Consider the following 24,151-nt stretch of genomic DNA (forward strand, 5'->3'; position numbering starts at 1 on the left):
TTCAATCAATATACAAAAACATTCGTTATTTCACTTGCGATAGCGTAACAACACATTACCTGACTGGAAAACTTTACTATCTAGGAACTGTAATGTTATGGTATGGTTTAATCCGCTCCATAACCGCTTACCATCTGCTAATGCAACAGGGTTAACGATCAAATGGTACTCATCAACAAGTCCATACTCGCGTAAAGCTGACACCAAATCTGAGCTACCCAACACTAACATATTCTTTCCATTTTGCTGCTTTAGATGCCTGAGCTGTTTTTCTAATTCACCACCATTGATCAAGGTAGTATTTTGCCAAGTAACCTGATCTAATGTATTAGAAAAAACGATTTTATCATACTGATTCATCCGTTCAGCTGTCTCTGGAACTTTCTCATAAGCAATAGGGGTTTTCCAAAAATCCTCCATATGCTGATAGGTTACTCTGCCAAATAATAATGTATCCACTGTGCTGAAGAGCTCATCATTATATTGATCATACTCATCATCCACTACATGCCAATCTAACGCATGATCAGGTCCTTCGACCAAGCCATTCACTGTTACCATCATCTGACTTATAACGTTCCTCAATCTATTCTCCCCCTTTTTGGTATTGTAGTAACACGATTCCAGATGCAAAGGATTTAGCTTCTGCTAATTGTAATGTTAATTGCTTGTGAAACATCTGCTTACCGCCTCCAAGGGTGACAGGATGGACATATAGCCAATATTCATCGATTACATTTAATTCCATCAAAGTCTGTGCTATTGTTGCCCCTCCGAGCGACAAGTTTTTTCCAGGTAATGCTTTTTCTTTCTCGATTTCCTCTCGAAGGTTATCTTTTACTATTCTACCGTTCCATTTCACTTCAGCTAATGTTCTGGAGAAAACGATCTTTTTCCTATCCACCCACATATGCGCCCATTCTTTATCTTGGGAACTGCTTTCAGGATCATTCAAAACATCTGGCCAATGACTAGCCATATTTTCATATGTTTTTCTGCCATATAGGTGTGTATCAATCATTTTCTCCTGGTCGATAATATGTTGAAACACTTCCTCGTCTGGCTTGCTCCAATCAATACTTCCGTTCTGGTCTTCGATATAACCGTCAACTGACACCATTTGGGAATAAATAACTTGTCTCATTAAAAGTCTCCTTCTCCTTTTTTCTTCTATTTTAGCAATCTACAAAATCAATATTTCTTAAGAATTGCTGGATTATGTTATAGAAACTTTGGCACACAAAAACACCAAAGATTACTGCTAACCTTTGGTGTTTTGTTTATTCCACTCTATCTCTGATATTTCTTTCCAAATAACAGCCATTGAAGAACAATAAGTTTCGTAGATTTTATACGTATAGACTAGCCTCGGTTCTTCCTTGATTTCTTTCTTTATAAGCTCCATTCCACACAATTCATTCAATCTTGTAGAAAGTATTCTTGGTGATGGCTTTCCTAGCAGTTCTGATATAGATTGAAAGCGATCATATTGATGAAATAAAGCTAGCAGAATTGGCCAATTCCAGTTCTTTCGATGTAATGGTCCGTGGTTAATAGTCTCTTCAGCCGATTGGATGACCATTGCGATTTCTAATAAGCTGTTCCCGTACGGAGTCAATTTGTATTCTGGCAATAATGGATGTCGTCGTTCATAAGGTGTTAAACGCTGCAATACTTCCGCAGAAACTAGCTTTGTCATATTATCACTTAATCTTGATGGTGATATTCCCAGCTTTTTTTGCAGTGGTGTAAAGCGCCCACCCGAAGACTGTAAATGAATAAGTATAGGCATTACCCAGCGTCCGGATAATTGATGTGTATATTGAATTGCTTCTTTTACATGCATTTAGTCAGCTATGGTTTGGGATAATTCAAAACTGTTGCCATCCAGATCCTGGAATGTTGCCAATTTTACAAGATTAGGGATTGTTTCAATCTCGCCTGTAAAGTGAATGCCTCTTTTCTTCAATTCTACATAAGCCATTTCAATATCTTCTACTTCAAATACAGCTGATGAAGTGACTGGCGCGACCGTCTTTGCTTCAGCAAAACCTATACAACAATCCTTTGTGTTCGTTGTTACGATCGCAATACGCTGCTTTTTATCCTTATAATCCAATGAAAATCCCAATCCCTCTGTAAAATACTTAACCGACTCATCCATGTTCTTCACATTGTACCAAATGGTTAAACCAGATTTGTACATGTCATTGACTCCCTCCATATAATTGATACCGTAATTATACTCACTATAAAAACGGTAGTCAATAGATAAAGGTGATTTTTTCCAAGTTTTTACCCGTAAATCATTTACTAATAAATTTATTTTAATATAATGAACGATATAAGAGTGAGATCATGATCAGTGAGAAGTCGAAATACAACATACTCGACATATCAGTCCTATAAGAGCACAAAATGACAGGTTTTTCTCAGTAGAAACCTTTAATATCATAACCAAGGAGTTGAGCGATATGGCAATGGTCGAATCATTACAAAAGGCAATAGACTATATGGAGGAACATTTACTAGATAACATTACGATTCAGGATATTGCAAACCAAGCACACCTTTCTCCCTATCATTTTCAAAGAATATTTCTTATTCTTACCGAGGTTACCGTTGGAGAATATCTGCGCAGACGGCGGTTAACTTTGGCGGCACAGGAATTAATGAGTACAGATTTCAAAATAATCGACCTTGCCCTTAAATATGGCTACGACACTCCTGAAGCTTTCTCAAAAGCCTTTCGCAAGCAGCATGGTATCTCACCAAGAGAAGCACGAAAGGGACTGACGGGGCTTCAATCCTATAATCGCCTGCAAATTCAGGTACAATTGAAAGGAGTAGAATCGATGAAGTATCGCATTGTGGAAAGAGAAAAATTTAAAGTTGTTGGTGTAAAAAAAGAGGTTCCTTGTTCTAAAGAGGGGTTACCTCAAGCGAATATCATCCCTCAGTTTTGGGCTGAGTCTTCGCAAAATGGTACTATCCAAAAGCTGGCTTCGTTGATAAATGGAGAAATAAAAGGATTATTAGGGGTCACTACTGATTATGACAACACTAATCAACAAATAGAATATTGGATTGGTGTAGAGACAAGCAGTCAAACATCTTCTCCTTATTCCGAAACATTACTTCCTACAGCAAAATGGGTGGTATTTGAAGTAAATGGACCGGTACAAACTGAGATGCCAAAAGCGTGGAAACAAATTTATGGAGAATGGTTCCCATCAAACGGCTATGAGCCACAAGACATCCCACCCTTAGAAGTTTATTTAGATGATGACCCTAGCCAACCAGACTCCACGAATGAAATATGGGTGGCAATTAAATAATATAAGAAAAGCGCAGAGCGCCCGTTTAGAAACGTAGCGACTGGAGCGCATCAACTGAGATGAAGGAATCACGGTGAGTTTACGAACCGATGATGACTTATTGTAGCGCGATTCGTGAAGTTGCCTAGTTTCTGGGCGCTTGCGTAGACAGGCACCCAATATTTATACTTTCTTTCCTTAGTACAATAACAAGGCTGAGTTTTACTTTAAGGTAAAAAGTCAGCCTTGTTTCTTTTGGTAGTTTTTTAATGTAGTGATTAAAAACTGTCGGTCATAACCGGAAACTTCATGAATTCTAGTTGCCCAATCTTCTATACTTTTATAGGATGATTCTTTAAATAACCCTTCACTTGTACTTAAAAAAGCCGCCCAGTCATTAAATTCCCAATGCACTATCTCCCTCTTATAGGGAATTCTACATTCGAATAATGGCTGAGGATCAATGGTATGTTGTGAGAATTCGGCCGCATTCAAAAAATCTTCCATATTAACCGGTTGTAGATCATAGGATTGATGGGATGCTTTCCCATTCGGTCTATGATAAGTTATTTCGATTTGTTTATCTGTAGAAGACACTTGAACATTTACAGCAGGAAAAAAGCCGCTTAACACTTCATCTGTAAAGTCTTCATGCTCTGTTTCAATTAAAATTGGCTGAATCCATTGATCACCTAAGTCACACAAATACCTATTTCCTTGTCCATCTAATGCAATAACTGCTACATGTGCCTCTTCACTATGTAAATGATGACCAACTGGATAGGCGTGAATTCCATCTTTTTGAAATGCATCTATTAACCATATCGCTAGGTCGAAACAATTTCCTGTAATACCGTATTGTTGATAGTGCGCTTTCATCAAGGCGACATCACGTTGCTTCGTTTTGGTATTTTGTTGAAAATACCACATTTTCGTGAAGGTTTCCATGGGGAAATGATCAAATTGGTGCCATATATGAAGGATATTATCAGGTGCCTGCATGCTTCGATTCACCTACTATCTATTTACTTCTAATTGTCTATTATTATATCACAAGTAGAAAAAACGCCTACCATTAATAAAGGCTATAATGGTAGGCTTTAGATTTTTTTGAACTAACAGCAGTTTTGATTTTCTGACTTTGCTTCGTCATTATTCTGTTCTTCATCCTGCTTAGGTTGAACTTCTTCAAACTCTACGCTACAGCAAGAACCTTCTTTAGATGAAGAAAAAATATTTTTTAGTCCTTTTTTTATAGCCATGTTATCACCCCCTTCAAAGAATGAATTGAATCATAAATCCAGTTAATATAGCGACAAACAGGATAGAAAGCATAAATGCTATTACGAGCTTCCGTTTGAATAATTTACTCAGTAAAACGACCTCGGGCAAGCTTGCACCTGCACCACCGATAAGTAGTGCAATAACAGCCCCTACCCCCATTCCTTTCGTAATTAATGCATCACCTATCGGCAACATAACTTCAGCGCGAATATACATAGGAATACCAATAACAGAGGCAATTGGTATTGTCCATGGTTTATCACTGCCAGCTATCTGGATAATCAACGATTCTGGAACAAAATTATAAATAAATGCACCAATAAATACCCCTAACACAAGAAAAGGTAGTACAGGAACAAAAAAGGACCAAGCATCCTGTAGTGCCAGCTTCCACTTAGGAATAGCTGGTTGATTCTCTATCGATTTTTTTCCCCTAACTCGAACATCTTTAACATAACTATGAAACCCTGATTTCTCCCAGACAAAACCAATGATCATCGCAAAAATCCAAACAGTCACGAAATAAAAGATGGTTATTTTCCATCCTAAAAAGGTAACTAATAAAATAATCATGACTGGGTTTAATAAGGGAGATGCTACCAAAAACGACATCGATGGTCCAAATGGCGCCTTAGAAGATAACAATCCCGCTAGTATCGGAATCGTCGAACAAGAACAAAAGGGTGTTAAAGCACCTAAACCCGTACCATACAGGTAGCCACTCCACTTATTTGGCCGATGAAGAATTTGCTTAATTTGTTCTTCTGTTACTTTTTGTTGAATCAAGCTAACAATAAAACTGATAACGATAAACAGTAATGTCAATTCAATAAATAAAATGGCGAATTGTTGAAGAAATGAAACTACATTAGACATCTGCTTCCCTCCTATTATTAGGCAAACACAACTATTGTATTTTGCAACTATTATCTATTTTATATCCTCCATCCTTTAAAATGGAGGATAACAACATATATCACTCTTTCGCATAATCTCCGTTAAGTCTTTTATTTCTGTTCTCATGTTGGTCATCTTGTCTTCCGGTAAATCTTTAAACATATCCATAATGCTTGTTGTCATCATTTCCGTAATCTCTTCTTCCAGCTTCTTCCCTTTTTCCGATAATTCCAATGTAACATAACGTCTGTCTTCAGGGTGTGGCAATCGAACTACATATTCCTTTTCCACCAATCCATGAACATGACGGCTTGTTGTGCTATTGTCCAAACAAAGCCTTTGAGCTAGTTGATTTAGTGTCATATGATGCCCTTGCTTTATTTCGTAGAGAATATGACTTTGAATGGTTGTCACTCCACAACATTGGGAGCTTTCTTTTTGTAATAATCCAAACTGTCGTGAAAGAACCACAAACAAATGACGCATTTCCTGCATATTTTGTGTTTTGTTACTATTTTTATCCATTTTCATCACCTAATTGTAGTATATGATAATTAATTGTATTTTGCAACTATTAAATTTACCTTATTAATTTTTCTTAAAATTTGAAATATTTTCCGTAAATTCTATTGACGTTATAATTTTTTGAATATATAATAATTGAGCATTGAAAAAATTTACAGTAAAAAGGAGGTCCGGCAAAATGAATCGCACACATCATCATATGAACGTTGTTATCTTACATCAATTAAATATCGATATTGCCGTGACTTCCTCTAACCGAAATACAACTAGCATGTAACCGTTTATTATCATAATTCCATAATAGCGGGATCACGGATTCGTTCGTGATCTTTTTTGTTGCCATTATTGTAAGATGGCCTCATTACTTGCTATAAGTGTAACTTTTTAGCGTATACGTCATGAACGTATACGCTTTTTTTATTCAATGCAAATAGAAAAAAGGAGGAAAAAAGATGATACAAACGTTGGCCCACCTATTTACAAGCGAAAGAAAAAGGAAAGACGGCGGATAGCAACACCAGATAAATGAGATGTTTCTGCTGAAAGGAGATAGATAAATGTTTTCTGTGTTTAACAAATTATCATGGTTCTTTAAAGAACATTGGATACGGTATTCAGTTGCGATTACTGCACTGATCATCGTCAGTTTTATTGATTTAATCCCTCCCAAACTAGTAGGGATGACAATTGATGCGATTCAATATAATGAACTAACCGCTGCAAGATTAACTGAAATAATCATGATTTTTACCGGTTTGGTTATTATTAGTTATGCAATTATGTTTCTTTGGGATTACAACCTATTTGGTGGATCTTTATTGTTAGAAAGAAAAATGCGCTCCAATTTAATGAGCCATTTTCTTAAGATGAGCCCCAGATTTTATAGTAAGAATCGAACGGGCGACTTAATGGCTCGCTCTACTAATGATTTAAAAGCGATTATGATGACAGCAGGTTTCGGTATTCTTACGTTGGTCGACTCTACTGTATTCATGTTATTCATTATTCTCATGATGGGGTTTACCATCAGTTGGCCATTAACCCTTGCAGCCTTGATTCCTATGCCGATTATGGCTTTTATTGTGCATAAGTATGGAAAGGTTATTCATACTCGTTTTACGGAAGCACAAACTGCTTTTAGTGAACTGAACAACTATACGCTAGAATCTGCCAGAGGTGTTCGAGTCATTCGTGCTTTTGTTCAAGAAAAACAAGATTTCGACCGATTTTCCAATATGACAGAAAAAGTGTTTCAAAAAAATAAAGCAGTTGCCAAAATGGAAGCATTTTTTGAACCTAGTATCAATATATTAGTCGGAATTTCTTATACGATTGGATTAGGTTATGGAGCATTAATGGTTTTTGAAAATCGAATTTCACTAGGAGATCTAGTTTCTTTTAACGTATATTTAGGGATGCTGATTTGGCCAATGTTCGCGATTGGAGAATTAATTAATGTCATGCAACGTGGTAATGCATCAATTGACCGAGTTGATAAAGTACTCAGCCAACATCCAGATGTGCAGAACCCAGCAAAACCTGCGTATGTTGCTGTGCCTGAGGTGATTGATTTTAACCATGTATCCTTCTCTTATCCTGAAGCGGTCGGGAAACAATTAGATAGTATCGATCTCACCATTCACCGCGGAGAAACTATCGGTATTGTCGGTAAAACTGGTTCAGGGAAGACGACGCTTTTTAAACAATTGTTAAGAGAATACGTACCGCCAAATGGAAAGCTTACCATTAACGATGTTTCCATCGATCGTTTTACACTCGATACTACCCGAAGCTGGATTGGATATGTACCACAGGAGCACGTCCTTTTCTCGAAAACAGTAAAAGAAAATCTCTTATTCGGTTGTGGGGAAAAATCAGTCGAAGATATTCATCACATTTTAGAATCGGCTTCTTTAAAAGAGGATATTGAAGCTCTTCCTATGGGGTTAGAAACACTTGTTGGTGAAAGTGGCGTAACCTTATCAGGTGGTCAAAAGCAACGCGTTTCCTTAGCCAGAGCATTGCTTATGGACCCTGAAATTTTAATTTTAGATGATTCACTATCTGCTGTAGATGGCAAAACTGAAGCAAATATCATCAGCCATCTCAGAAAAGAACGCCAAGGGAAAACAACCTTAATTGCTGCCCACCGACTTTCTGCTGTTAAACATGCAGACCACATTATCGTCCTTGAGGATGGAAAGATCACTGAGCGTGGTACACATGAACAGTTAATGAAGCAAAATGGCTGGTATAAAGAACAATTTAACATTCAGCAAATGGAAAGAGAGGTGTAGACATGAAACCTTCAACCGAAAAAAGGCTATTTCAATATGCACTGACTAGTAAGAAATACATTCTAATTGGTTTAGTTTGTTTGATTATTGCAGTTGGATTAGAGCTTACTGGTCCTTTTATCGCCAAAAGAGTCATAGATAATCATATTGTCGGCATTCAGACTAATTGGACACAAGTAGAAGAACAACATGATTCAGACACAATCCGCTTCAATGGTATGTTCCTGAAACGGGCCGATCGCCTAACAGATCAAGATCAAATGCGCGGTCAGCACACCCTTTTACAATCAGGAAAAAATTTTTATTTAGTTGATCAAGAAGTTCCATCGAACAGTTCGATTCAAACTGCCAATGATGATAGGGTCACGATTAGTTATAACAATACGACAGAACAAGTAAATGGTATGCAGCTCAATGTGAGTGACCTGTATACATTTTTTCAGCCTGAAATCCGCCCAATCGCTCTGTTACTTGGATTATATTTAGGACTAATTCTAATTGCTTCTGTCTTTCAATATTTTAAAACATATTTATTGCAAGTATCAGCCAACAAGATTATTCAACGAATGCGCAATGATGTCTTTCAACGAGTCGAAGAACTGCCAATGAATTATTTTGTCAAAAGACCAGCAGGAAAGATTGTAGCAAGAGTCACCAATGATACAGAAGCAATCAAAGAGTTATATGTCAAGGTGCTTGAAACCTTTGTAAATGGATTTGTATATATGACAGGGATATTCGTTGCCCTCTTCTTATTAAATGCGTCGTTAGCAACTATTTGTTTAATTGTGATACCGATTTTGTTTGTTTGGATGAAATTATTTAAGAAATACGCCGGCAAATATAATCGCGTTATCCGCTCTACCAATAGTGAGATTAATGCCTCCATCAACGAATCAATTCAAGGAATGCCGATTATTCAAGCATTTCGAAGAACAAACGAAACACAAGGTGAATTTGAACAATTAAATACGCGTCACTATATTTATCAAAAGAAAATGATTGTTCTCTCCGCCTTAACTTCTTTCAATCTCGTTAATGCATTACGTGGAGTTGCTTTTGTTGCTTTTATTTGGTTCTTCGGTTCTAATGCTTTATCTGGGGAGAGTTTAATAACAGCTGGGGTATTATATGCATTCGTCGATTATCTTACCCGCTTGTTTGAACCAATGACACAAATCGTCAACCAACTCCCACAGTTAGAACAAGCGAGAGTGGCTGGTGCGAGAGTATTTGAATTGTTAGATGAAAAAGGTGAGAAGATCGAACAGGTGGAGATGAATAGAATTAAAGGTGACGTCCTTTTTGACAATGTAAGCTTTGCTTATGAAAAAGACAACTATATTTTAAAAAATGTCAACTTTCATGTGAAACCTGGAGAAACGGTAGCATTTGTCGGGCATACCGGTTCAGGTAAAAGTTCGATTATGAATTTATTGTTTCGCTTCTATGACCCACAAAAAGGTTCAATCAAAATCGATGGCATGGAGACATCAACCTTGACTCGCCAACAGGTTCGCCATCATATCGGAATTGTCCTGCAGGACCCATTTATTTTCACGGGAACGGTATTGTCGAACATCACATTAAATGATCCAGCGATAACTAGAGAGAAAGCTATTGCTGCCCTAAAAGCAGTAGGTGCTGATCGATTTATTGAAAGGTTACCAAACCAGTATGATGAACCTGTCGGGGAAAACGGAAGTGAGTTCTCTACCGGACAGCGCCAATTGCTATCATTTGCAAGAGCACTAGCATTCGACCCTGCTATTCTAATTCTAGATGAAGCTACTGCCAATATCGATACCGAAACTGAAGGATTGATTCAAGAAGCAATGAAAGTCCTTGCCAAAGGTCGAACAATGCTCGTCATTGCACACCGTTTATCAACGATTCAACATGCTGATGAGATCATCGTCCTAGAACGAGGTCAAATAATTGAAAGAGGGACACACCAAGAATTATTGCAACAACGAGGGAACTATCATCAGATGTATAAGATGCAACAAGGAACAAGTAACAAAGTTCAAGTCGTTTAATAAGAAAAACTGAGCAAAATCCGCTCAGTCCCTATCACTAAATGTTAAGTGGATCTGCGATTGTTTTAGTAACCATTTTGAAATATATCAATCGCAGATCCATCGCTTCGGCTGCCCACTTCCCTTTCCGTGGGGTTTGTCCTTCAGCTAACTTTTTCGAGCAAAATCCGCTCGAAAAAGTGGATCTTCAGGTCAAACAATTTCCACAGGAGTGAAAGTGGGCGGCCTTCGCTATTATCAGGCCCTACAACGCTAGCATGGAGTAACACAGCAGCTGTTATTCTCATAGGATAGCGATTTTCACTTTGTCCATTGTCAAAAGTCAAGCTATTACTTATGGCAATAATTGGTGCACCTCTTCATAGCGAAAACTAATTACGGAGACTCCTGCGGGAATAGCGCGAGCCGAAAATCCACTTTACAAAGTTAGTTTAGCCCATGTCCGCGGAAAGCGAAGTAATTAGTCGGAGCGTTGCAAATATACATCAAACATTTCAAAATATCTACTTCGCTTAACACGGTCATTTCATTGATTTCTTATCTTATAAAAAAATACAGCGGTGGCTAGATATGTCAACCCTTTAGAAAGCCCCGCTATTAGCGGGGCGCTTGTTTTATTGATGTAATAACACTTTCTTCTTATTAATATCAAAAGGTTTTGGTTCAACCGGCTTAATATTTGTTCGGTTCGCAATAAACTCTGGTCTTGGTGAGATATTTGCGAATGGTTCTACTAATTTGTTTTCGATACTGTTAAAAACAAAGAACACATTACTACGTGGCATTGGCGAAATATTACTATTAGAACCGTGCATGGTATTAGATTCAAAGAACAATACAGATCCAGCAGGCCCTGTAGCACTATCGATTCTTCCGCCTGTTTCTAATAACCAGTTAATACTATCATGATCTGGCACACCAATATTTTGCATTTTTAAAGATTGTTCGAAATGATTTTCAGGTGTTTCGCCTACACATTGTACAAAGTAACGATGTGAACCTGGAATCAATAATAGTGGACCATTGTAAGAATAATTATCCGTCAAAATAATACTACAACTAACCGCACGCATGTTAGGCATTCCATCTTCCATATGCCAAGTTTCGAAATCAGAATGCCAATAAAAGTCTTTCCCCTTAAAACCAGGCTTAAAATTAATTCGAGATTGGTTTATGTAAACCTGGCTTCCTAATAATTGCTGTGCAATTTCAACAATACGTTGATGTGACGATAAATTGTGGAAAAATTCATCATTGTTATGCACATCAAATACGGAGCGGATTTCATCGCCACCAGTTTCTCTCACTACGTAAGGTTGGTCAGAAGACTTATTGCCATTCATGTTTCGCTTTAATTCTTGTTGTAATACTTTTACCTCTTCAAAAGAGAAAAAGTTTTCCATAAATAGATAACCATTCTCTTCGTAAAAATCTAATTCTTTTCGTTGTAAAGGACCATCCTCTTTTGTGGAGTTGTGAATTATCGGGTCTTTTCTTTCCAAAATGGAAGGCATGCCTTTGATTCTAGAAGGATATAAATCTTTCATAATTCGATCACTCCTTGTCAGATATTAGATTTTACGGTTACAGTATAATCTTTTAGCACTCACTAAACAACTCTGATAACAATCTCTGTATAATTATGTGCGACACTGAAATCCAATCCATCTCAAATACATCTTTCTTACGATATCTTGCCATTTTTTACGGCTTTTATCGTAGTTAGATCTCATTTTGTGAAACGAATACCATGAGTTTTACGTAATATTAATAAGGAGGGAGATTTATGTTCTTTCATTTTCTTTTAGTTATCATTATGTTTACAGGAGCTTTCTGCTTATTTAATTGGTTAATGGGATACAAAAAAGGAAACATTATTATTGATTTAGATGATCGTTACATCCAATACAGTGAATATGTCACAGCTATTCAAAAAAAGCTGGAAAGTGAAGGTAGAGATGTGACATACCTAGGTGATAGAAGATTCTCCATCGACGGAAAAAACTATATGTTCATTGAAAGAAACGTTAGTATGGGCGGGGTACCAATGCAAAGGACCATTCTTAAACTAGAAAAATAATTTCTTATAAGTGTACAACTGAATGTTTTTTCGTATATAACTGGAATATATAAATAACATAAGCGCATAAGAAAGGAGCGAAAATTTGAAAACTTTACTAATCATATCCCACCCAGATATTATCGACTCTGGCAGTCAACAATACTTCTTAAACTCAATCAAAAATCAAGAAGACATAACCATCCACCATTTAGAAAACTTATACCCAGATGGCAGGATAGATGTAATGAAGGAGCAGGATTTGTTAGAAAGCCATGATCGGATAATTTTTCAGTTTCCTTTTTATTGGTATAGTGGAACACCTCTTTTAAAGAAATGGCAAGATGAAGTTTTAGGAGAAGGTTTTGGTTATGGTACTAGAAAAAAGCCGCTTGCCGGAAAGGAATTCGGATTAGTTATGATGATCGGTGTGGCTGAGAAAGAATACCAGGCAGGTGGTGAAGAACTGTTTACGATAAGTGAACTTACGAAACCATTTCAAGCGATGGCTAATAAATTAGGGATGATTTATCTTAGACCATTGTCCATATTTCAGTTTTTTTATATGGAAGAAGAAGAGAAAATGAATACTTTAATCAAATATTGGCAGATGCTCACAATGGAGAAAGATATTAGTTTAGCTACTCGAGAAAAATGGCTAATCCACAAGTTGCAGAAAATGACCGAGTCAACAAACGAAATGAATACAATAACATTTGCAATAGAACGAATTCAAGAGAACCGAGACAAAATAGACGAGCTAAAAATGGTACTTGATGATATGTTCCTTGAATAGGAGGCAAAAGAATGACGGAAGAAAATGAATGGATGATTCAACAATTACAACAAATATTTGACCAAACAGATGATTACTACCAGCGCACATTGATAAAGGCAGCTCAGGATATTATTGAAGAACAAGAAAAACGAATGGACCAAATGGAAGGCGAAATGGAAGGCACGATTTGGAGTCCCAGAAAATGGAGTGAATAAAGACTTAAACGCTAGGCAAGTTACACTGCCAGCGTTTAAGTCTTTGTTACATCGATAGTGCTTTTTTGGCAAGCGTCATGTCATGTTGTAACAATGCTGCTAAATCATAAGAAGGATAGTGACCATTTTGATACATATAGGAAAAGATTCGTTCATGACTAGTTACAGCCAGATTCATTTGTTTCTTTAACACGTTGCGCAAGGCTGGTGTAGCTACTTCAGTAATGGCAATTCCGTAATTTCTTACCGCTGTTTTAGCAAAAGCTAATAAATCCCCTGCATAGAAACTGTCTGAAATACGATATTCACTAGACGGACCAGGGTGTGGTGCATAAGGATAAAATTGAAGTAGTTCATTTAAGTTCATTTCCAGTTCTTTTATTGTTTGCAGGTAAATATTCTTCAATGCAGGATCCTGAATATGTTGTAACCCCATTTTTAATTTCATTAAACCAATCGACTGAAATGCAACTAGCTCATGGATTTCCAATGTTTCGTGCCATGCAAGTGTTTGTTGGTAAGTGTGATCCACTTTGTATCGCTCCTTTTTTATTATTACCATACAGTGTATGTAAAAGGAACTGATTTAGGTACATATCCAATCATTTCTTCGCCTAGTGAAAAAATAAAAGCTCTCCATCCTAGTGAATGAGGAGCTCTTAATCCTGATATATGTGAAAAAGCTTTCCACATTAAATACTAAACTGGAAAATCTTCATTCTGAAAATAGCGTTCTGTTAGTATTTTCATATGATGAAGCTCATGACCTGCAACAATAAATGCCAATGCTCGAACGGTTACCGGAAAGCCATTTGCATTGCCCCAATTGGTCCAGACATCATCTCGTAAGTTTTTGAGCAGTTGTAAAGTAGCATTTCGAACTGATGTATAATCTTCTAGTAATGTACGGAAAGAATACGTGTCAAACATTGCTTCTTTAACAAAGTCCTCTTCATTGTGACCAGGTAAGTTAGCCTTTTCCCCACGTGCTATACAAAAAAGACGATAAGCCATATAACGTTCTGTATCCGCTAAGTGTCCTATTACCTCTTTTATACTCCATTTTTCAGGTCCGTAACGATAATTTGCTTGTTCTTCTGATAAATTGTTCAGTCGCTTCAGCAAATCCTCTCTCTGCATTTCTAAAATATCCATCATATTACCTTCTGGAACCATGGATACATATGTTGCATAGTAATCAGCATATTCATTAGATTCTGGTCTATTCACTTCGTCTCCCCACTTTCTCGACTAGATTTAATCATCTTTATTATAATCGTTTTATGATAACAAAAAAAGTAAATGCAAAGTGTTATTTCATGCATTTACTTTTTATAATGAAATGGACATTTCGATGAAGTTTGGTTGTTATCTCGTAAAAAATACTGTTTCCATTCAAAATTATCTTCTGCTCCATATGGTTTTAACTCTGGGTGAATCGGGATCGAATCATAGTTTTTTAGTCTATTTCTCACTTGGTTGATTATCTTCTCAGCGTGTTTCGATTCGTTAAATTGCTGAAACACCCACCTTGGGGTAATAGCTAACATCAATGTAGGAAACGCTCTACTACTTCTTTTTTGATGTGCTGGGGTTGCACAATACATGAAATATCTTTCACCATGAAAACTAAATTCCCACATATTGTGATTTGGATCTATCGGGATTTCCCTTGGCCATGCTTTTTTATCATAAACCACGAGTTTACTCAGCTGCTCCCAAAATATATGTTCATATTGCTCGACTGAATAGCTTTCGATAATCTCTTTGGATATTTCATAAAATACGATCAAGGAAGTGTATTTGCCAAGTTCTCTCGAATGTTTCGAATAATTTCGTAATAACTCCCCTAGCTCATGGGTCGTTCGCTCCTCTGTCGGTGACCCAATAAACCCAAATCGAAGTTGATCTAATGTGAACCCAATGGTTGCCGGAATGCAAGGAAAAGGCTGTTCTTTATTGGACATTTTATCGGTGAATCGGGCAACCATTCTTTTTTTCCATGGATCAAGGAAGTCATCTCTTTTTATATCACCTTTTTTGTACCATTTGCTCAAAATAATCACCTCACGCCCTATTACATCTTATTCAACCAAACTACATTTGGGTAAATGTCTATGTAAAATAGGCACTAGCGGAGGTGATTACTACTCTGTTACGTTAAAGAGGTGGATTTTCCACACCTAATTGAACCCAATCTTCTTTTGGTGGTCCATAAACACCAAAAGGTTTTATTCCTGCTTGTCGCATAAGAACTGTAACTTGTCCACGATGATGAATAATGTGTTTGATGAGCCCCATCAGAATTTGAGCATTTGTTTCTTCTCTACCAAATGCATTTTGTATCTTTTCCAATGTTTTATTTGTCCATTGTTGTTCAATCGCTTCAGCTGCACTAGAACTGACGCTTTTAAACGTTTCCACTATTTCTTTTGCTGAATTGGGAACACTTTCTGCTTTTTTTACTTGATTTATTTCTAACCCAAAATCAGCTAAATAGTCTGGGATACTTGTTGTTAAGTGCCATGCAATTCTACCTAAAGTGCGACCTTCTGGATAAACTTGTTGTTTTAACGAATCATCGGTCAAACCCTCCAGCACTTTTTGAGTCAGCATTACTTCTCGTTTCCATTCGTAAATAAAGTCTGCAATCGTTACATACATGTCTATTAGCTCCCTTCCTTCATAATGGAATAGAGGATATCTATCCTAAACACATTATAGAACATATGTTCCTTTTATTCAAGCTTTGACCTTCCTATTGCTGGAAATACAACTTCAGATTTAAGAAATATTTAAGGATTACCTAATAGGACATTTAGATTCCCCGTATAAAATTGATTTCGGAAACAAGATAGTTGATTAAAAAATAAATTAGAAGGAGTTTTACTTATGCAAAAATATTGCATTTACTGCTATACTTGCACACCTATGGATTCAATGGATTATGCTTGGAAGCATTTTACTAGATACTTTCATGGTCTATCCGAATATCTTTCATAACATTCCAGAATCATTTGCTATTACCATGGAGTTCATGGCAGTGGTAAGTCCGCACACTTATTTTCTACCATTAGGGATGGCCAGTATTTCAACTGGAATAATAGCTGTCATCTTATCATGGAAAGTGAAACGCACGTTATTGGGTATTATTCAGTATGCTAATGATAGTGCTGGAAGGCGCCACGTCCCTGATTTTTGAATGGCCTCGTAACGAAATCATGTTTATACAAGGAGAAGCGGTTCATTCTGTTGACTTCCTTGTTCAAACTGCCCGAGAATTCTTAATCGTTCACGGATTCCGTGTAGTCTATAATATAATTGGATCTATTTTGATGTTTGTCGTTTTTATGAAGTACTATAAGCAACAGCTTTTTTATAAGTGAGTCTTGCTCAGTTGGATATAAGCGACGATTTGAACCGTGTAAAATTAAAATCAATAAAAAACACATTAGTCAAGTATTAATAAATACACTAATGTGTTTTTTCCCTTTAAACTATAACCCTCGTTTAAATGAAATAGCTTGGTACATAAGAGCTGCATCTCTACCAATTTTATCTCTGCGTTGGATATATGGCTGTAGCCTCTTCAAGAATATCTCATCACAATATTGATGAGAACGGTGTTTACGGTAACAATCATCATGTTGCATGCAAAAAACATCTAATCGATTTAATGGCACACCTGGTCCACTGCAGCCTGGACCACAATATCGGTAACCGGGTAAACATGGCATTGGAGACCTTCCCCCTTTATTTCTTGGACCTTGTCATATTATATGTTCCGTTTTCAAGTCACGAAAAGGATAGTTATCATAGGGAAAAAGTGGATTTTGTCATCGTGTGAGGACTGAAAGTTAGAAGGAAGGAGAGGATTCCTTCCTTCTCCCGTACTAATAAGTGATTCATTCTACAATGGATTACCTCGTGAAGGTGATTTACCTCTTCCTCTTTTTTGCTTATCAGGCATTTTTTCATCCGGATTTGTAGGAGCATAATTAGGTTTTTCTTTTTTGCGTTGTTTGGACATTTCTTTCCCTCCATGATGATAATTGGCTACTCTTATAGTAACCGGTACTAGCCTATTTATACTGATACATCCATTAATAGTAGGCCTTTATTTTCACTGATATTAATTATTGGAATATAAATAAGAATAAATATTATGCCAGCAGTGTGAACACTAAGGACCATGCTTAACTTTTCGTTTACTAGATTCTTAATTGTTAAGCAAACCTGCTATAGAAAAGGGGATTAGGAATGAATACTTATGAAAAGAATTATTGGACGGTTTACCTCGACTTTCTGGATGACTTTTCTGAATTAGAATACAAAGGCTACTCACTAGCTTATCTTTTCCACTATGGCAGCTTAATCAGAAACAACAAGGAATTGATCAAGTCTTTACATGATCCTGTATACACTAACTCTCTTAAAAATACAGTAAATGACATATCTGATATTCAGCAAACATTCAGTAAGAAGAAAGACTCCATACAAATACCTTTTCAAAAAAAGGAGGATGGAATAATTCTCCTGCACGATGTATATGACCTTTTACGATTTCCAAATGAAACCTTCTATCATTATTTCGACAAAAGAAAGACCTTGATCGTACAGGATACTATTCCACAAAGGAAAGAGAAAACATACCTTGTCGGGTTGCAAGGTTATTCTATCCAAAACTTTGATAATTACAAAATTGATATGAAAGCTCCAATCAACAAACTAAAAAAGGAAGCTCAAGTCATCTTGTCAAAACATCCTAATCATTTGGTCTATGATGATCCAACCTTTAGAAGTAGATTTTTTATGCAAATAGCTAAAATAGTTAACCGTGTGGAAGAAGCAGCAAATTTATTTAGAAAAGTTCCAATATCTACTGTCATTGTCCCTTCCACACATTACCCCGAAAGTCGGACATTAGTTTTTGTTGCAGCTAGACACGGGATTCCAACAATTTGTATGCAGCACGGCATTATCGGGAAAGAATTTGGTTATATACCAAAAATTGCAGATGTTGATGCTGTTTATGGACCGCAAGATATGAATTGGTACCTTAACAATGGAGTAGACAAAGAAGGTTTAGAAATCATCGGCCATCCTAGATTCGATTTAATAAAACAAGTACCAAAATTAAAACAGGAAGAAATAAAACAAAATCTTGCAATCGATCCAACAAAGAAAACTATTCTGCTGATTATTCGTGGGCAACTACTCTTAAAAGAATGGACTGCTTTCCTTGATCAAATAAGTACTAATGATAACGTAAATGTAATCATCAAAGATTTTAGGTATAAAAAAAACCACCCTCTTCAGGATACCCACTCATTTGTCTATTCTTCCAAAGGGTACCATCACTATGACCTTTTCAGCATAGCGGATGTGGTAGTTTCTTATCCTTCCACAGTAGCTTTGGAAGCTATGTTGGCAAAAAAACCTGTATTTATATTAGGTGAACCCTCTCCTGGTTACACCGGTTATTATGATGATATGAAAAAACTTATCCAGGATGATCCCAAGCAACTATCCACATTAGTCTCAGATTTTTTTACCAATAAAGAATTACAGTCTTATATGAACAAAACAATTAGTACATTTTTGTCAAAAAGCTATATCAATAACATTCCGTCTGGTCAGCGGTTAATGCGTTTAATTGATAGTCTTTCTAACAAATCATTTTAATAGAAGATACTGTAAATAATTCATTATTATTTGACTAAATTAATAAATACCTGTAACTTTTTAGATGGTGACTCGTCAAATTAGTGTAATAGTTAACAACATATCACTAATTTTTTTAGTAGAATAATAGACAATAAAGGTGAGGTATTTATTTTGAGTGAACGAAGAACAGACAGAAAAAATAGAAAAAAATCAAGCAAGTGGAAAAAACGAATATTAAGGATTATTTTATTAATCATCATCGCCGTTATTGGCTACGGTATTTATTTATTTGTGAACGTTTATGATGCAACTAAAGATGCTCATGAAGAAATCGATCGACCGGATGGAAAATCAGAAAAAAGAGAAACAGATGTTACAATTGGAGACGACCCTTTTTCGATATTATTAATTGGTGTAGAAGATTACGAAACAGATGGTGAGAATGGTCGTGCAGATACACAAATTGTTGTGACCATTAATCCAAATACAGATCAAATGACAATGACAACCGTCCCACGTGATACAAGAATGGAATTTACAGCAGAAGAAGCCGGACAATATGCTGGCTATCATAAAATAAATGCGGCCTATACGTATGGCTCTATTTTTGACTATGGTGCCAATAAGCTGACGGTGGAAAAGGTAGAACAGTTGCTTGATATTCCCATTGATGAATATGTCACAGTAAATTTTGATGGATTTAGAGATATTGTGGACGCACTTGGCGGCGTTACAATTGATATAAAAGAGCCGTTCTGGGAAAAGAACTTCTATGTAGGTGGAGAGAAAATCTACTTTGAAGAAGGAATAAGTAAATTAAATGGTGAAGAAGCATTAGCATTTGTCCGAATGAGAAAGCGAGATGTAAATAACATCTACTCTCGTGATGAGAGACAGCGTCAATTTATCCAGGCTGCTATTGATGAAGCTATTTCAGCAGATTCATTGTTTAAAGTAGGAGAAATCACGGATATTTTAGGAGAAAATGTAACTACTAGCTTGAGTGCAAGCGAAATTTTCAATTTGCAGAAAGCCTATTCTTCGATCAATACTTCGAATATTAAAACGTATGAAATAGAAGGTGGAGATCAACGAATTGATGGTACTTACTATTTCCTACCGACAGAAGAAGGATTGCTTAAAGCATCACAACAGTTGAAACAGGAATTAGAATTGGAAGAAGAGAATACAAGCGATTATTCTGTGGAGAATAATCAGGATATGGAATTGGAATAAGTAAAACGATTCTGAGCATACCAAAAAGCCTTGTTGTTGATTTATCTAACAACAAGGCTTTTTATTTAGTGATTCCGATTGGGCTCGAACCAACGACCTCCACCCTGTCAAGGTGGCGCTCTCCCAGCTGAGCTACGGAATCGTTCTTATATTTTTAAATATAGATGAACTCTGGCTCATTGTCAATTGAAATTTAAAACGTAATATATCCTAACCCAAATGATGTGGATCATATTAATAAACATCATTATTTCAATACCTTTACAATTGTCATACGTAAGCTTCATTGCCACTACCTCCTTTTTTTACCAGACCTTTAGACGTTGGTAAACTTTTCTGCCAGCTAATATATTAAACTTTCTATCGATTGGTTCAATTATCTTAGCGATTCTTTATGTTACATTTGCTAGTCTAGTTAATAGATTAGTCACAGGAGGTAATGTATTTGAAAATAAAAGCTTTGTTAACTAATTTCATGGTTCTTACAGGCCTTACGGTTATGCCAGGTTTCGTTGAAGCATATACAGTCAAACAAGGGGATACATTTTGGAAAATAGCACAAAAACACGGTGTATCTACGAATGAACTCATGAATATTAATAATTACTCTTCTTCCCTTTTATACCCTAGAGCTAAACTCACAATACCAGAGTCCATTTCAGAAGCTGATAAAGAATTAATAGCAAGATTAGTACATGCTGAAGCAAAAGGAGAACCATACGCTGGAAATGTAGCAGTGGCTACTGTTACGTGTCAATCACTCAAACTTTCCAACCACTGTAAAAGGTGTTGTGTATGAAACTTATGAGAATGGAGCAATTCATGCATTTAGTCCTGTTAAAAATGGAAAAATCAATAAACCAGCGAATAGTGAAGCAAAACGTGCAGTAGAAGAGGCAATCACTTTTCGTGGACAAGGGAAAGGATCCATTTATTTCTACAACCCAGAAACAGCTGCAAGCGCATGGATTTTTGACCAACAAACTACAGTTGAAATTTGGAATCATGTATTTGCAAAATAAAATTATAATAAAACTTATTTCATTCAAATACGCATGAAACCGGACCTTAAAGTCGTGTTTCATGCGTTATTTAAAATCAATTATATTTCTTTATGTCCATCATTTTTTATCATTTTTCTCATATACCTCTGTCGGCACATGGATTTCCTGATTTCCTGCAACATACGGCGCAATCTCATATTGTTGGAATACAAGAGTAATTCCGTCATCTGTAAAATAAAAAGCCGTATCCTTCGTTAATTTAATGTCTTCCTTTTTTAAGTCTGGATAAAATATGTCTGGTCGTTCTGTGGCATACTCCCACACATAATCTCTAACAGCTTCAATCTGTTCTTTTTCCGTAAGAATATTGGTTAAATAAACACGTTTTCCTTTATCGATATCAAAATTAAACGATTCAACAGTAGTGTTACCATGTGCTCCTCCACTATATATATAGTTACTTGTCAGAATGCTCAATTTCGGCGATTGGTTATACTTTACTTCATAATCTGTTTGATATTCTGCATGAAAATCGTATTTCTCAGCTTGCTCTTCATTTTCTTTTAATTCTATATAAGACTCTTTTATATACTTTTGGAACGCCTTATTGATTTTATCTTCCATCCCGGGCTTTTCAGTTTCAGACACTTGCGGATATTTTAATGACTCGATATCCTTATATATCTCATCTGTTACCAGAGCTGTTTGACCATTCGCAAATACTGTTGGAGTTATTATCGCGAATAATATGAAGCATAAACAGAGCTTTTTCATCTCGAAAACACACATCCTTTTTTTGCTTAGCTTACCTAGAATAAGCCTAAACATACATATGTTTTTGATGAGAAAATATGGGAATACTAAACAAAAGGTGGTGAAAAAAATGTCGATTGAGCAAATCGTAATTTTACTTTTTATTGGCTATCTTATTTTTACAATTGATACAAAGAAAGAAGACTTTCCTGTTCCAACGGTACTCATACTACTTGGCATCGGGATTTCTTTCATTCCTTTTTTTGAGTCGATAGAACTGACGGAGAATACTATTTATCAAATTTTTTTACCTGCCTTGTTATTTGTCTCTGCTTATCAATTTCCAATAAACGATTTTCGGCAGAATGCAAATGTAATTATTTCACTTGCAACAATTGGAATCATTTTGAATGTACTAATATTAGGTTATATAATTTCGGTTATCTCTCCTATTAGTTTGGAAGCTGCTTTTGTTATGGCTGCTATCCTAACACCTACAGATCCTGTATCAGTTGTTTCTATTATTAAGAAAGCAACCGGAAATGAACAAATTGCCAGTATGGTCGAAGGAGAATCGATGCTAAACGATGGGACTAGTATTGTGCTTTTTACCACTTTATTTGCGATTGCAACAAGAGAAAAAGGCTATTCGTTTTCTGCTTTTTTTGGCGATTTTCTGCTCGTTTCCTTAGGTGGCATTGCAATCGGGCTTACCTGTGGCTATTTAGTAAGTAAAATGGTCCACTATTCTCATTATCGTAATTATCAAATTATGCTCAGTATTATTTTGGCTTATGGTTCATTTTTAATTGCTGAAACAGTAAATGTGTCTGGTGTTTTAGCAACGGTTGCGAGTGGAATGATGATTTCATTTGAATATGGAAGAGCAATAAAAGAAGCTCATTTTCGTGAATCATTAGATGGATTTTGGGAGATTGTGGAGAACAGTTTACTTGCGATATTATTTTTAGTCATTGGTATTGAAATTACCGAATATTTAGCGATAGGTTATTGGTTATATGCTGTCGTCATTTTTGTGTTTATGATTTTCGCACGATACATCATTAGTTATGCTGTAACAAAGATAATCCACCCGCTTTCCTGGCGTTACAATTTATTAATATCGTGGGCTGGCTTAAAAGGATCGATGTCTGTCTTTCTAATTCTGACTTTATACGCCAAAAGCACTAGCAGCATGAACAGTGATTGGATCGTTGGTGTCAGCTTCACCATTGTACTATTATCTTTAACCATTCAAAGTCTCAGCATGGCGCCGATTTCAAGGCGGTTGCTAAAATAATGCATCGAAAATGAAATCCTGTTAAAATACATTATGACAAGGGGGAGTTTATGTGGGACGCAATGGAACGATGGAAGATGCGACCATTCATAGTGAACATCTGAATGAAGGAATCCAGATAAAGTGGTACCTTCCAGAAGGATTTACAGCTTTTAAAGATTATCAATTATGCATCATGAATGATGGTGATGATTATTTCAGAATGGGGCGTGTTGCTACATTAAGCGATCAATTACATGAAGATATAGAGATTGAAGCCACTATTTTTGTTGGTATTCATTATCAAGATAAAAATGATCGATGGGAAAAATATCATCCGAGTGGTCCACAGCAGGATGCTTATATTGCTTTTCTCGTAACAGAAGCAATTCCTTATGTCGAGAATCATTTACATATTACACCGGTAAAGCGAATTTTAATCGGAGATTCTCTAGCCGGAACATTAGCATTTATGATCGCCACCCAATTTCCACATACATTTGATACGGTTATTATGCAATCACCTTATGTCGATCAAGATGTGTTGAAAAGAGCGAGCAAGGCCTCGGAATTTGCACATATTGAGGTATTTCACTCGATTGGAAAAGAAGAAACTGAGGTACACATGACAAATGGAGAAACTGCGGATTTCTTAACGCCTAATCGCACTTTAAATCAGACCTTAACTGGAAAGCTGCATGTCTATCATTATGATGAATTTAACGGTAATCATACATGGAAATATTGGCAACAAGATTTAAAAGAAATATTAATCAAGATGTTAGGATAAGGGGAGAAACA

Annotated in this window: 26 protein-coding genes, 1 tRNA gene and 1 pseudogene; 12 read left to right on the forward strand and 16 right to left on the reverse strand. The window is 36.3% G+C overall.

All coding sequences use genetic code 11. The features are described from left to right. Nucleotides 1-30: 30 nt before the first annotated feature. The 4 genes from GHT08_RS19835 to GHT08_RS19850 all read right to left on the reverse strand — a co-directional run bounded on the left by GHT08_RS19835 (nt 31) and on the right by GHT08_RS19850 (nt 2,206). Nucleotides 31-585 carry a dihydrofolate reductase family protein gene (locus GHT08_RS19835; protein ID WP_163583127.1) on the reverse strand — a complete coding sequence of 185 codons (555 nt, stop codon included), beginning with the start codon at nt 583-585 and terminating at the stop codon, nt 31-33. A 1-nt stretch (nt 586) separates the two neighbouring features. Then, nucleotides 587-1,144, reverse strand: coding sequence for a dihydrofolate reductase family protein (locus GHT08_RS19840; RefSeq protein WP_163583128.1), 558 nt, complete (start codon nt 1,142-1,144; stop codon nt 587-589). A 117-nt stretch (nt 1,145-1,261) separates the two neighbouring features. After that, nucleotides 1,262-1,846, reverse strand: coding sequence for a winged helix-turn-helix transcriptional regulator (locus GHT08_RS19845; protein ID WP_163583129.1), 585 nt, complete (start codon nt 1,844-1,846; stop codon nt 1,262-1,264). Next, nucleotides 1,847-2,206: a VOC family protein gene (locus GHT08_RS19850; protein WP_163583130.1), complete on the reverse strand. Its 360-nt coding sequence runs from the start codon at nt 2,204-2,206 to the stop codon at nt 1,847-1,849. A gap of 268 nt (nt 2,207-2,474) precedes the next feature. On the opposite strand from GHT08_RS19850, the gene GHT08_RS19855 reads away from it, so the two are divergent. Beyond that, nucleotides 2,475-3,338: an AraC family transcriptional regulator gene (locus tag GHT08_RS19855; RefSeq protein WP_163583131.1), complete on the forward strand. Its 864-nt coding sequence runs from the start codon at nt 2,475-2,477 to the stop codon at nt 3,336-3,338. A 219-nt stretch (nt 3,339-3,557) separates the two neighbouring features. Here the strand turns inward: GHT08_RS19855 and GHT08_RS19860 are convergent, their stop codons facing one another. The 4 genes from GHT08_RS19860 to GHT08_RS19875 form a co-directional block, all read right to left on the reverse strand. Continuing rightward, nucleotides 3,558-4,319: a hypothetical protein gene (locus GHT08_RS19860; protein WP_163583132.1), complete on the reverse strand. Its 762-nt coding sequence runs from the start codon at nt 4,317-4,319 to the stop codon at nt 3,558-3,560. Between the two features lie 113 nt (nt 4,320-4,432). Beyond that, nucleotides 4,433-4,579, reverse strand: a complete 147-nt coding sequence (locus GHT08_RS19865) for an alcohol dehydrogenase (protein WP_163583133.1) — start codon at nt 4,577-4,579, stop codon at nt 4,433-4,435. Between the two features lie 13 nt (nt 4,580-4,592). Then, nucleotides 4,593-5,477, reverse strand: a complete 885-nt coding sequence (locus GHT08_RS19870) for a permease (RefSeq protein WP_163583134.1) — start codon at nt 5,475-5,477, stop codon at nt 4,593-4,595. Between the two features lie 75 nt (nt 5,478-5,552). After that, entirely contained in the window at nt 5,553-6,023 is a 471-nt protein-coding gene (locus GHT08_RS19875; protein ID WP_163583135.1) for a MarR family winged helix-turn-helix transcriptional regulator, read from the reverse strand. A gap of 557 nt (nt 6,024-6,580) precedes the next feature. Here GHT08_RS19875 and GHT08_RS19880 point away from each other — a divergent pair. Both GHT08_RS19880 and GHT08_RS19885 read left to right on the forward strand, forming a co-directional pair. Further along, a complete protein-coding gene (locus tag GHT08_RS19880) occupies nt 6,581-8,320 on the forward strand; it encodes an ABC transporter ATP-binding protein (protein ID WP_163583136.1) in 1,740 nt (579 codons plus the stop codon). A 2-nt stretch (nt 8,321-8,322) separates the two neighbouring features. After that, on the forward strand, nt 8,323-10,359 hold the full coding sequence (locus GHT08_RS19885) for an ABC transporter ATP-binding protein (protein WP_163583137.1): 2,037 nt from the start codon (nt 8,323-8,325) through the stop codon (nt 10,357-10,359). Nucleotides 10,360-10,973: 614 nt separating this feature from the next. Here GHT08_RS19885 and thpD read toward each other — a convergent pair. Further along, nucleotides 10,974-11,906 (reverse strand): ectoine hydroxylase, encoded by a 933-nt coding sequence (gene thpD, locus GHT08_RS19890; protein WP_163583138.1) that lies wholly within the window; start codon nt 11,904-11,906, stop codon nt 10,974-10,976. 239 nt (nt 11,907-12,145) lie between these two features. On the opposite strand from thpD, the gene GHT08_RS19895 reads away from it, so the two are divergent. From GHT08_RS19895 to GHT08_RS19905, 3 genes are all read left to right on the forward strand, one after another. Beyond that, nucleotides 12,146-12,439 carry a hypothetical protein gene (locus tag GHT08_RS19895; protein WP_193568330.1) on the forward strand — a complete coding sequence of 98 codons (294 nt, stop codon included), beginning with the start codon at nt 12,146-12,148 and terminating at the stop codon, nt 12,437-12,439. Nucleotides 12,440-12,524: 85 nt separating this feature from the next. After that, nucleotides 12,525-13,214, forward strand: coding sequence for an NAD(P)H-dependent oxidoreductase (locus GHT08_RS19900; protein WP_163583139.1), 690 nt, complete (start codon nt 12,525-12,527; stop codon nt 13,212-13,214). Nucleotides 13,215-13,225: 11 nt separating this feature from the next. Further along, a complete protein-coding gene (locus GHT08_RS19905; RefSeq protein WP_163583140.1) occupies nt 13,226-13,411 on the forward strand; it encodes a hypothetical protein in 186 nt (61 codons plus the stop codon). A gap of 46 nt (nt 13,412-13,457) precedes the next feature. Here GHT08_RS19905 and GHT08_RS19910 read toward each other — a convergent pair whose 3' ends face one another. From GHT08_RS19910 to GHT08_RS19925, 4 genes are all read right to left on the reverse strand, one after another. Beyond that, the gene (locus tag GHT08_RS19910; protein ID WP_420370986.1) at nt 13,458-13,943 is read right to left on the reverse strand and encodes a spore coat protein; all 486 of its coding nucleotides are present in this window, start codon (nt 13,941-13,943) and stop codon (nt 13,458-13,460) included. Nucleotides 13,944-14,110: 167 nt separating this feature from the next. Then, nucleotides 14,111-14,587, reverse strand: a complete 477-nt coding sequence (locus GHT08_RS19915; protein ID WP_163583159.1) for a DinB family protein — start codon at nt 14,585-14,587, stop codon at nt 14,111-14,113. A 149-nt stretch (nt 14,588-14,736) separates the two neighbouring features. Beyond that, nucleotides 14,737-15,477, reverse strand: a complete 741-nt coding sequence (locus tag GHT08_RS19920; protein ID WP_420370987.1) for a YqcI/YcgG family protein — start codon at nt 15,475-15,477, stop codon at nt 14,737-14,739. A 94-nt stretch (nt 15,478-15,571) separates the two neighbouring features. Next, nucleotides 15,572-16,075: a DinB family protein gene (locus GHT08_RS19925; RefSeq protein WP_163583143.1), complete on the reverse strand. Its 504-nt coding sequence runs from the start codon at nt 16,073-16,075 to the stop codon at nt 15,572-15,574. Between the two features lie 283 nt (nt 16,076-16,358). On the opposite strand from GHT08_RS19925, the gene GHT08_RS22290 reads away from it, so the two are divergent. Further along, nucleotides 16,359-16,613, forward strand: a complete 255-nt coding sequence (locus GHT08_RS22290) for a hypothetical protein (RefSeq protein ID WP_238343621.1) — start codon at nt 16,359-16,361, stop codon at nt 16,611-16,613. Between the two features lie 295 nt (nt 16,614-16,908). Here the strand turns inward: GHT08_RS22290 and GHT08_RS19935 are convergent, their stop codons facing one another. After that, entirely contained in the window at nt 16,909-17,148 is a 240-nt protein-coding gene (locus tag GHT08_RS19935; RefSeq protein WP_163583144.1) for a Parvovirus coat protein VP1-like protein, read from the reverse strand. A 523-nt stretch (nt 17,149-17,671) separates the two neighbouring features. On the opposite strand from GHT08_RS19935, the gene GHT08_RS19940 reads away from it, so the two are divergent. Both GHT08_RS19940 and GHT08_RS19945 read left to right on the forward strand, forming a co-directional pair. Then, nucleotides 17,672-19,096 carry a glycosyltransferase family protein gene (locus tag GHT08_RS19940; RefSeq protein WP_163583145.1) on the forward strand — a complete coding sequence of 475 codons (1,425 nt, stop codon included), beginning with the start codon at nt 17,672-17,674 and terminating at the stop codon, nt 19,094-19,096. A gap of 153 nt (nt 19,097-19,249) precedes the next feature. Continuing rightward, nucleotides 19,250-20,314, forward strand: coding sequence for an LCP family protein (locus tag GHT08_RS19945; protein WP_163583146.1), 1,065 nt, complete (start codon nt 19,250-19,252; stop codon nt 20,312-20,314). A gap of 69 nt (nt 20,315-20,383) precedes the next feature. Here GHT08_RS19945 and GHT08_RS19950 read toward each other — a convergent pair. Beyond that, nucleotides 20,384-20,456, reverse strand: a tRNA-Val gene (locus GHT08_RS19950). Between the two features lie 333 nt (nt 20,457-20,789). On the opposite strand from GHT08_RS19950, the pseudogene GHT08_RS19955 reads away from it, so the two are divergent. Further along, nucleotides 20,790-21,336: pseudogene (locus GHT08_RS19955) on the forward strand (cell wall hydrolase). A 99-nt stretch (nt 21,337-21,435) separates the two neighbouring features. On the opposite strand, the gene GHT08_RS19960 reads toward GHT08_RS19955, so the two are convergent. Beyond that, on the reverse strand, nt 21,436-22,092 hold the full coding sequence (locus GHT08_RS19960) for a DUF3298 and DUF4163 domain-containing protein (RefSeq protein WP_163583147.1): 657 nt from the start codon (nt 22,090-22,092) through the stop codon (nt 21,436-21,438). Between the two features lie 109 nt (nt 22,093-22,201). Between GHT08_RS19960 and GHT08_RS19965 the strand changes: the two genes are divergently transcribed. Beyond that, on the forward strand, nt 22,202-23,371 hold the full coding sequence (locus GHT08_RS19965; RefSeq protein WP_163583148.1) for a cation:proton antiporter: 1,170 nt from the start codon (nt 22,202-22,204) through the stop codon (nt 23,369-23,371). 52 nt (nt 23,372-23,423) lie between these two features. Beyond that, entirely contained in the window at nt 23,424-24,140 is a 717-nt protein-coding gene (locus GHT08_RS19970; protein WP_163583149.1) for an alpha/beta hydrolase, read from the forward strand. Nucleotides 24,141-24,151: the final 11 nt, after the last annotated feature.

This window comes from Gracilibacillus saliphilus (genome assembly GCF_010994085.1).
Classification (GTDB): domain Bacteria; phylum Bacillota; class Bacilli; order Bacillales; family Amphibacillaceae; genus Gracilibacillus; species Gracilibacillus lacisalsi.

Excerpts from the sequence above, each read along its gene's own strand:
- GHT08_RS19965 (WP_163583148.1), top strand. The coding sequence starts at position 22,202 with ATGTCGATTGAGCAAATCGTAATTTTACTTTTTATTGGCTATCTTATT.
- GHT08_RS19925 (WP_163583143.1), bottom strand. The coding sequence starts at position 16,075 with ATGTATGTAACGATTGCAGACTTTATTTACGAATGGAAACGAGAAGTA.
- GHT08_RS19935 (WP_163583144.1), bottom strand. The coding sequence starts at position 17,148 with ATGCCATGTTTACCCGGTTACCGATATTGTGGTCCAGGCTGCAGTGGA.
- GHT08_RS19865 (WP_163583133.1), bottom strand. The coding sequence starts at position 4,579 with ATGGCTATAAAAAAAGGACTAAAAAATATTTTTTCTTCATCTAAAGAA.
- GHT08_RS19905 (WP_163583140.1), top strand. The coding sequence starts at position 13,226 with ATGACGGAAGAAAATGAATGGATGATTCAACAATTACAACAAATATTT.
- GHT08_RS19850 (WP_163583130.1), bottom strand. The coding sequence starts at position 2,206 with ATGTACAAATCTGGTTTAACCATTTGGTACAATGTGAAGAACATGGAT.
- thpD (WP_163583138.1), bottom strand. The coding sequence starts at position 11,906 with ATGAAAGATTTATATCCTTCTAGAATCAAAGGCATGCCTTCCATTTTG.
- GHT08_RS22290 (WP_238343621.1), top strand. The coding sequence starts at position 16,359 with ATGCTTGGAAGCATTTTACTAGATACTTTCATGGTCTATCCGAATATC.
- GHT08_RS19860 (WP_163583132.1), bottom strand. The coding sequence starts at position 4,319 with ATGCAGGCACCTGATAATATCCTTCATATATGGCACCAATTTGATCAT.
- GHT08_RS19960 (WP_163583147.1), bottom strand. The coding sequence starts at position 22,092 with ATGAAAAAGCTCTGTTTATGCTTCATATTATTCGCGATAATAACTCCA.
- GHT08_RS19895 (WP_193568330.1), top strand. The coding sequence starts at position 12,146 with ATGTTCTTTCATTTTCTTTTAGTTATCATTATGTTTACAGGAGCTTTC.
- GHT08_RS19840 (WP_163583128.1), bottom strand. The coding sequence starts at position 1,144 with ATGAGACAAGTTATTTATTCCCAAATGGTGTCAGTTGACGGTTATATC.
- GHT08_RS19880 (WP_163583136.1), top strand. The coding sequence starts at position 6,581 with ATGTTTTCTGTGTTTAACAAATTATCATGGTTCTTTAAAGAACATTGG.
- GHT08_RS19915 (WP_163583159.1), bottom strand. The coding sequence starts at position 14,587 with ATGGTTCCAGAAGGTAATATGATGGATATTTTAGAAATGCAGAGAGAG.
- GHT08_RS19940 (WP_163583145.1), top strand. The coding sequence starts at position 17,672 with ATGAATACTTATGAAAAGAATTATTGGACGGTTTACCTCGACTTTCTG.
- GHT08_RS19870 (WP_163583134.1), bottom strand. The coding sequence starts at position 5,477 with ATGTCTAATGTAGTTTCATTTCTTCAACAATTCGCCATTTTATTTATT.
- GHT08_RS19855 (WP_163583131.1), top strand. The coding sequence starts at position 2,475 with ATGGCAATGGTCGAATCATTACAAAAGGCAATAGACTATATGGAGGAA.
- GHT08_RS19885 (WP_163583137.1), top strand. The coding sequence starts at position 8,323 with ATGAAACCTTCAACCGAAAAAAGGCTATTTCAATATGCACTGACTAGT.
- GHT08_RS19875 (WP_163583135.1), bottom strand. The coding sequence starts at position 6,023 with ATGGATAAAAATAGTAACAAAACACAAAATATGCAGGAAATGCGTCAT.
- GHT08_RS19845 (WP_163583129.1), bottom strand. The coding sequence starts at position 1,846 with ATGCATGTAAAAGAAGCAATTCAATATACACATCAATTATCCGGACGC.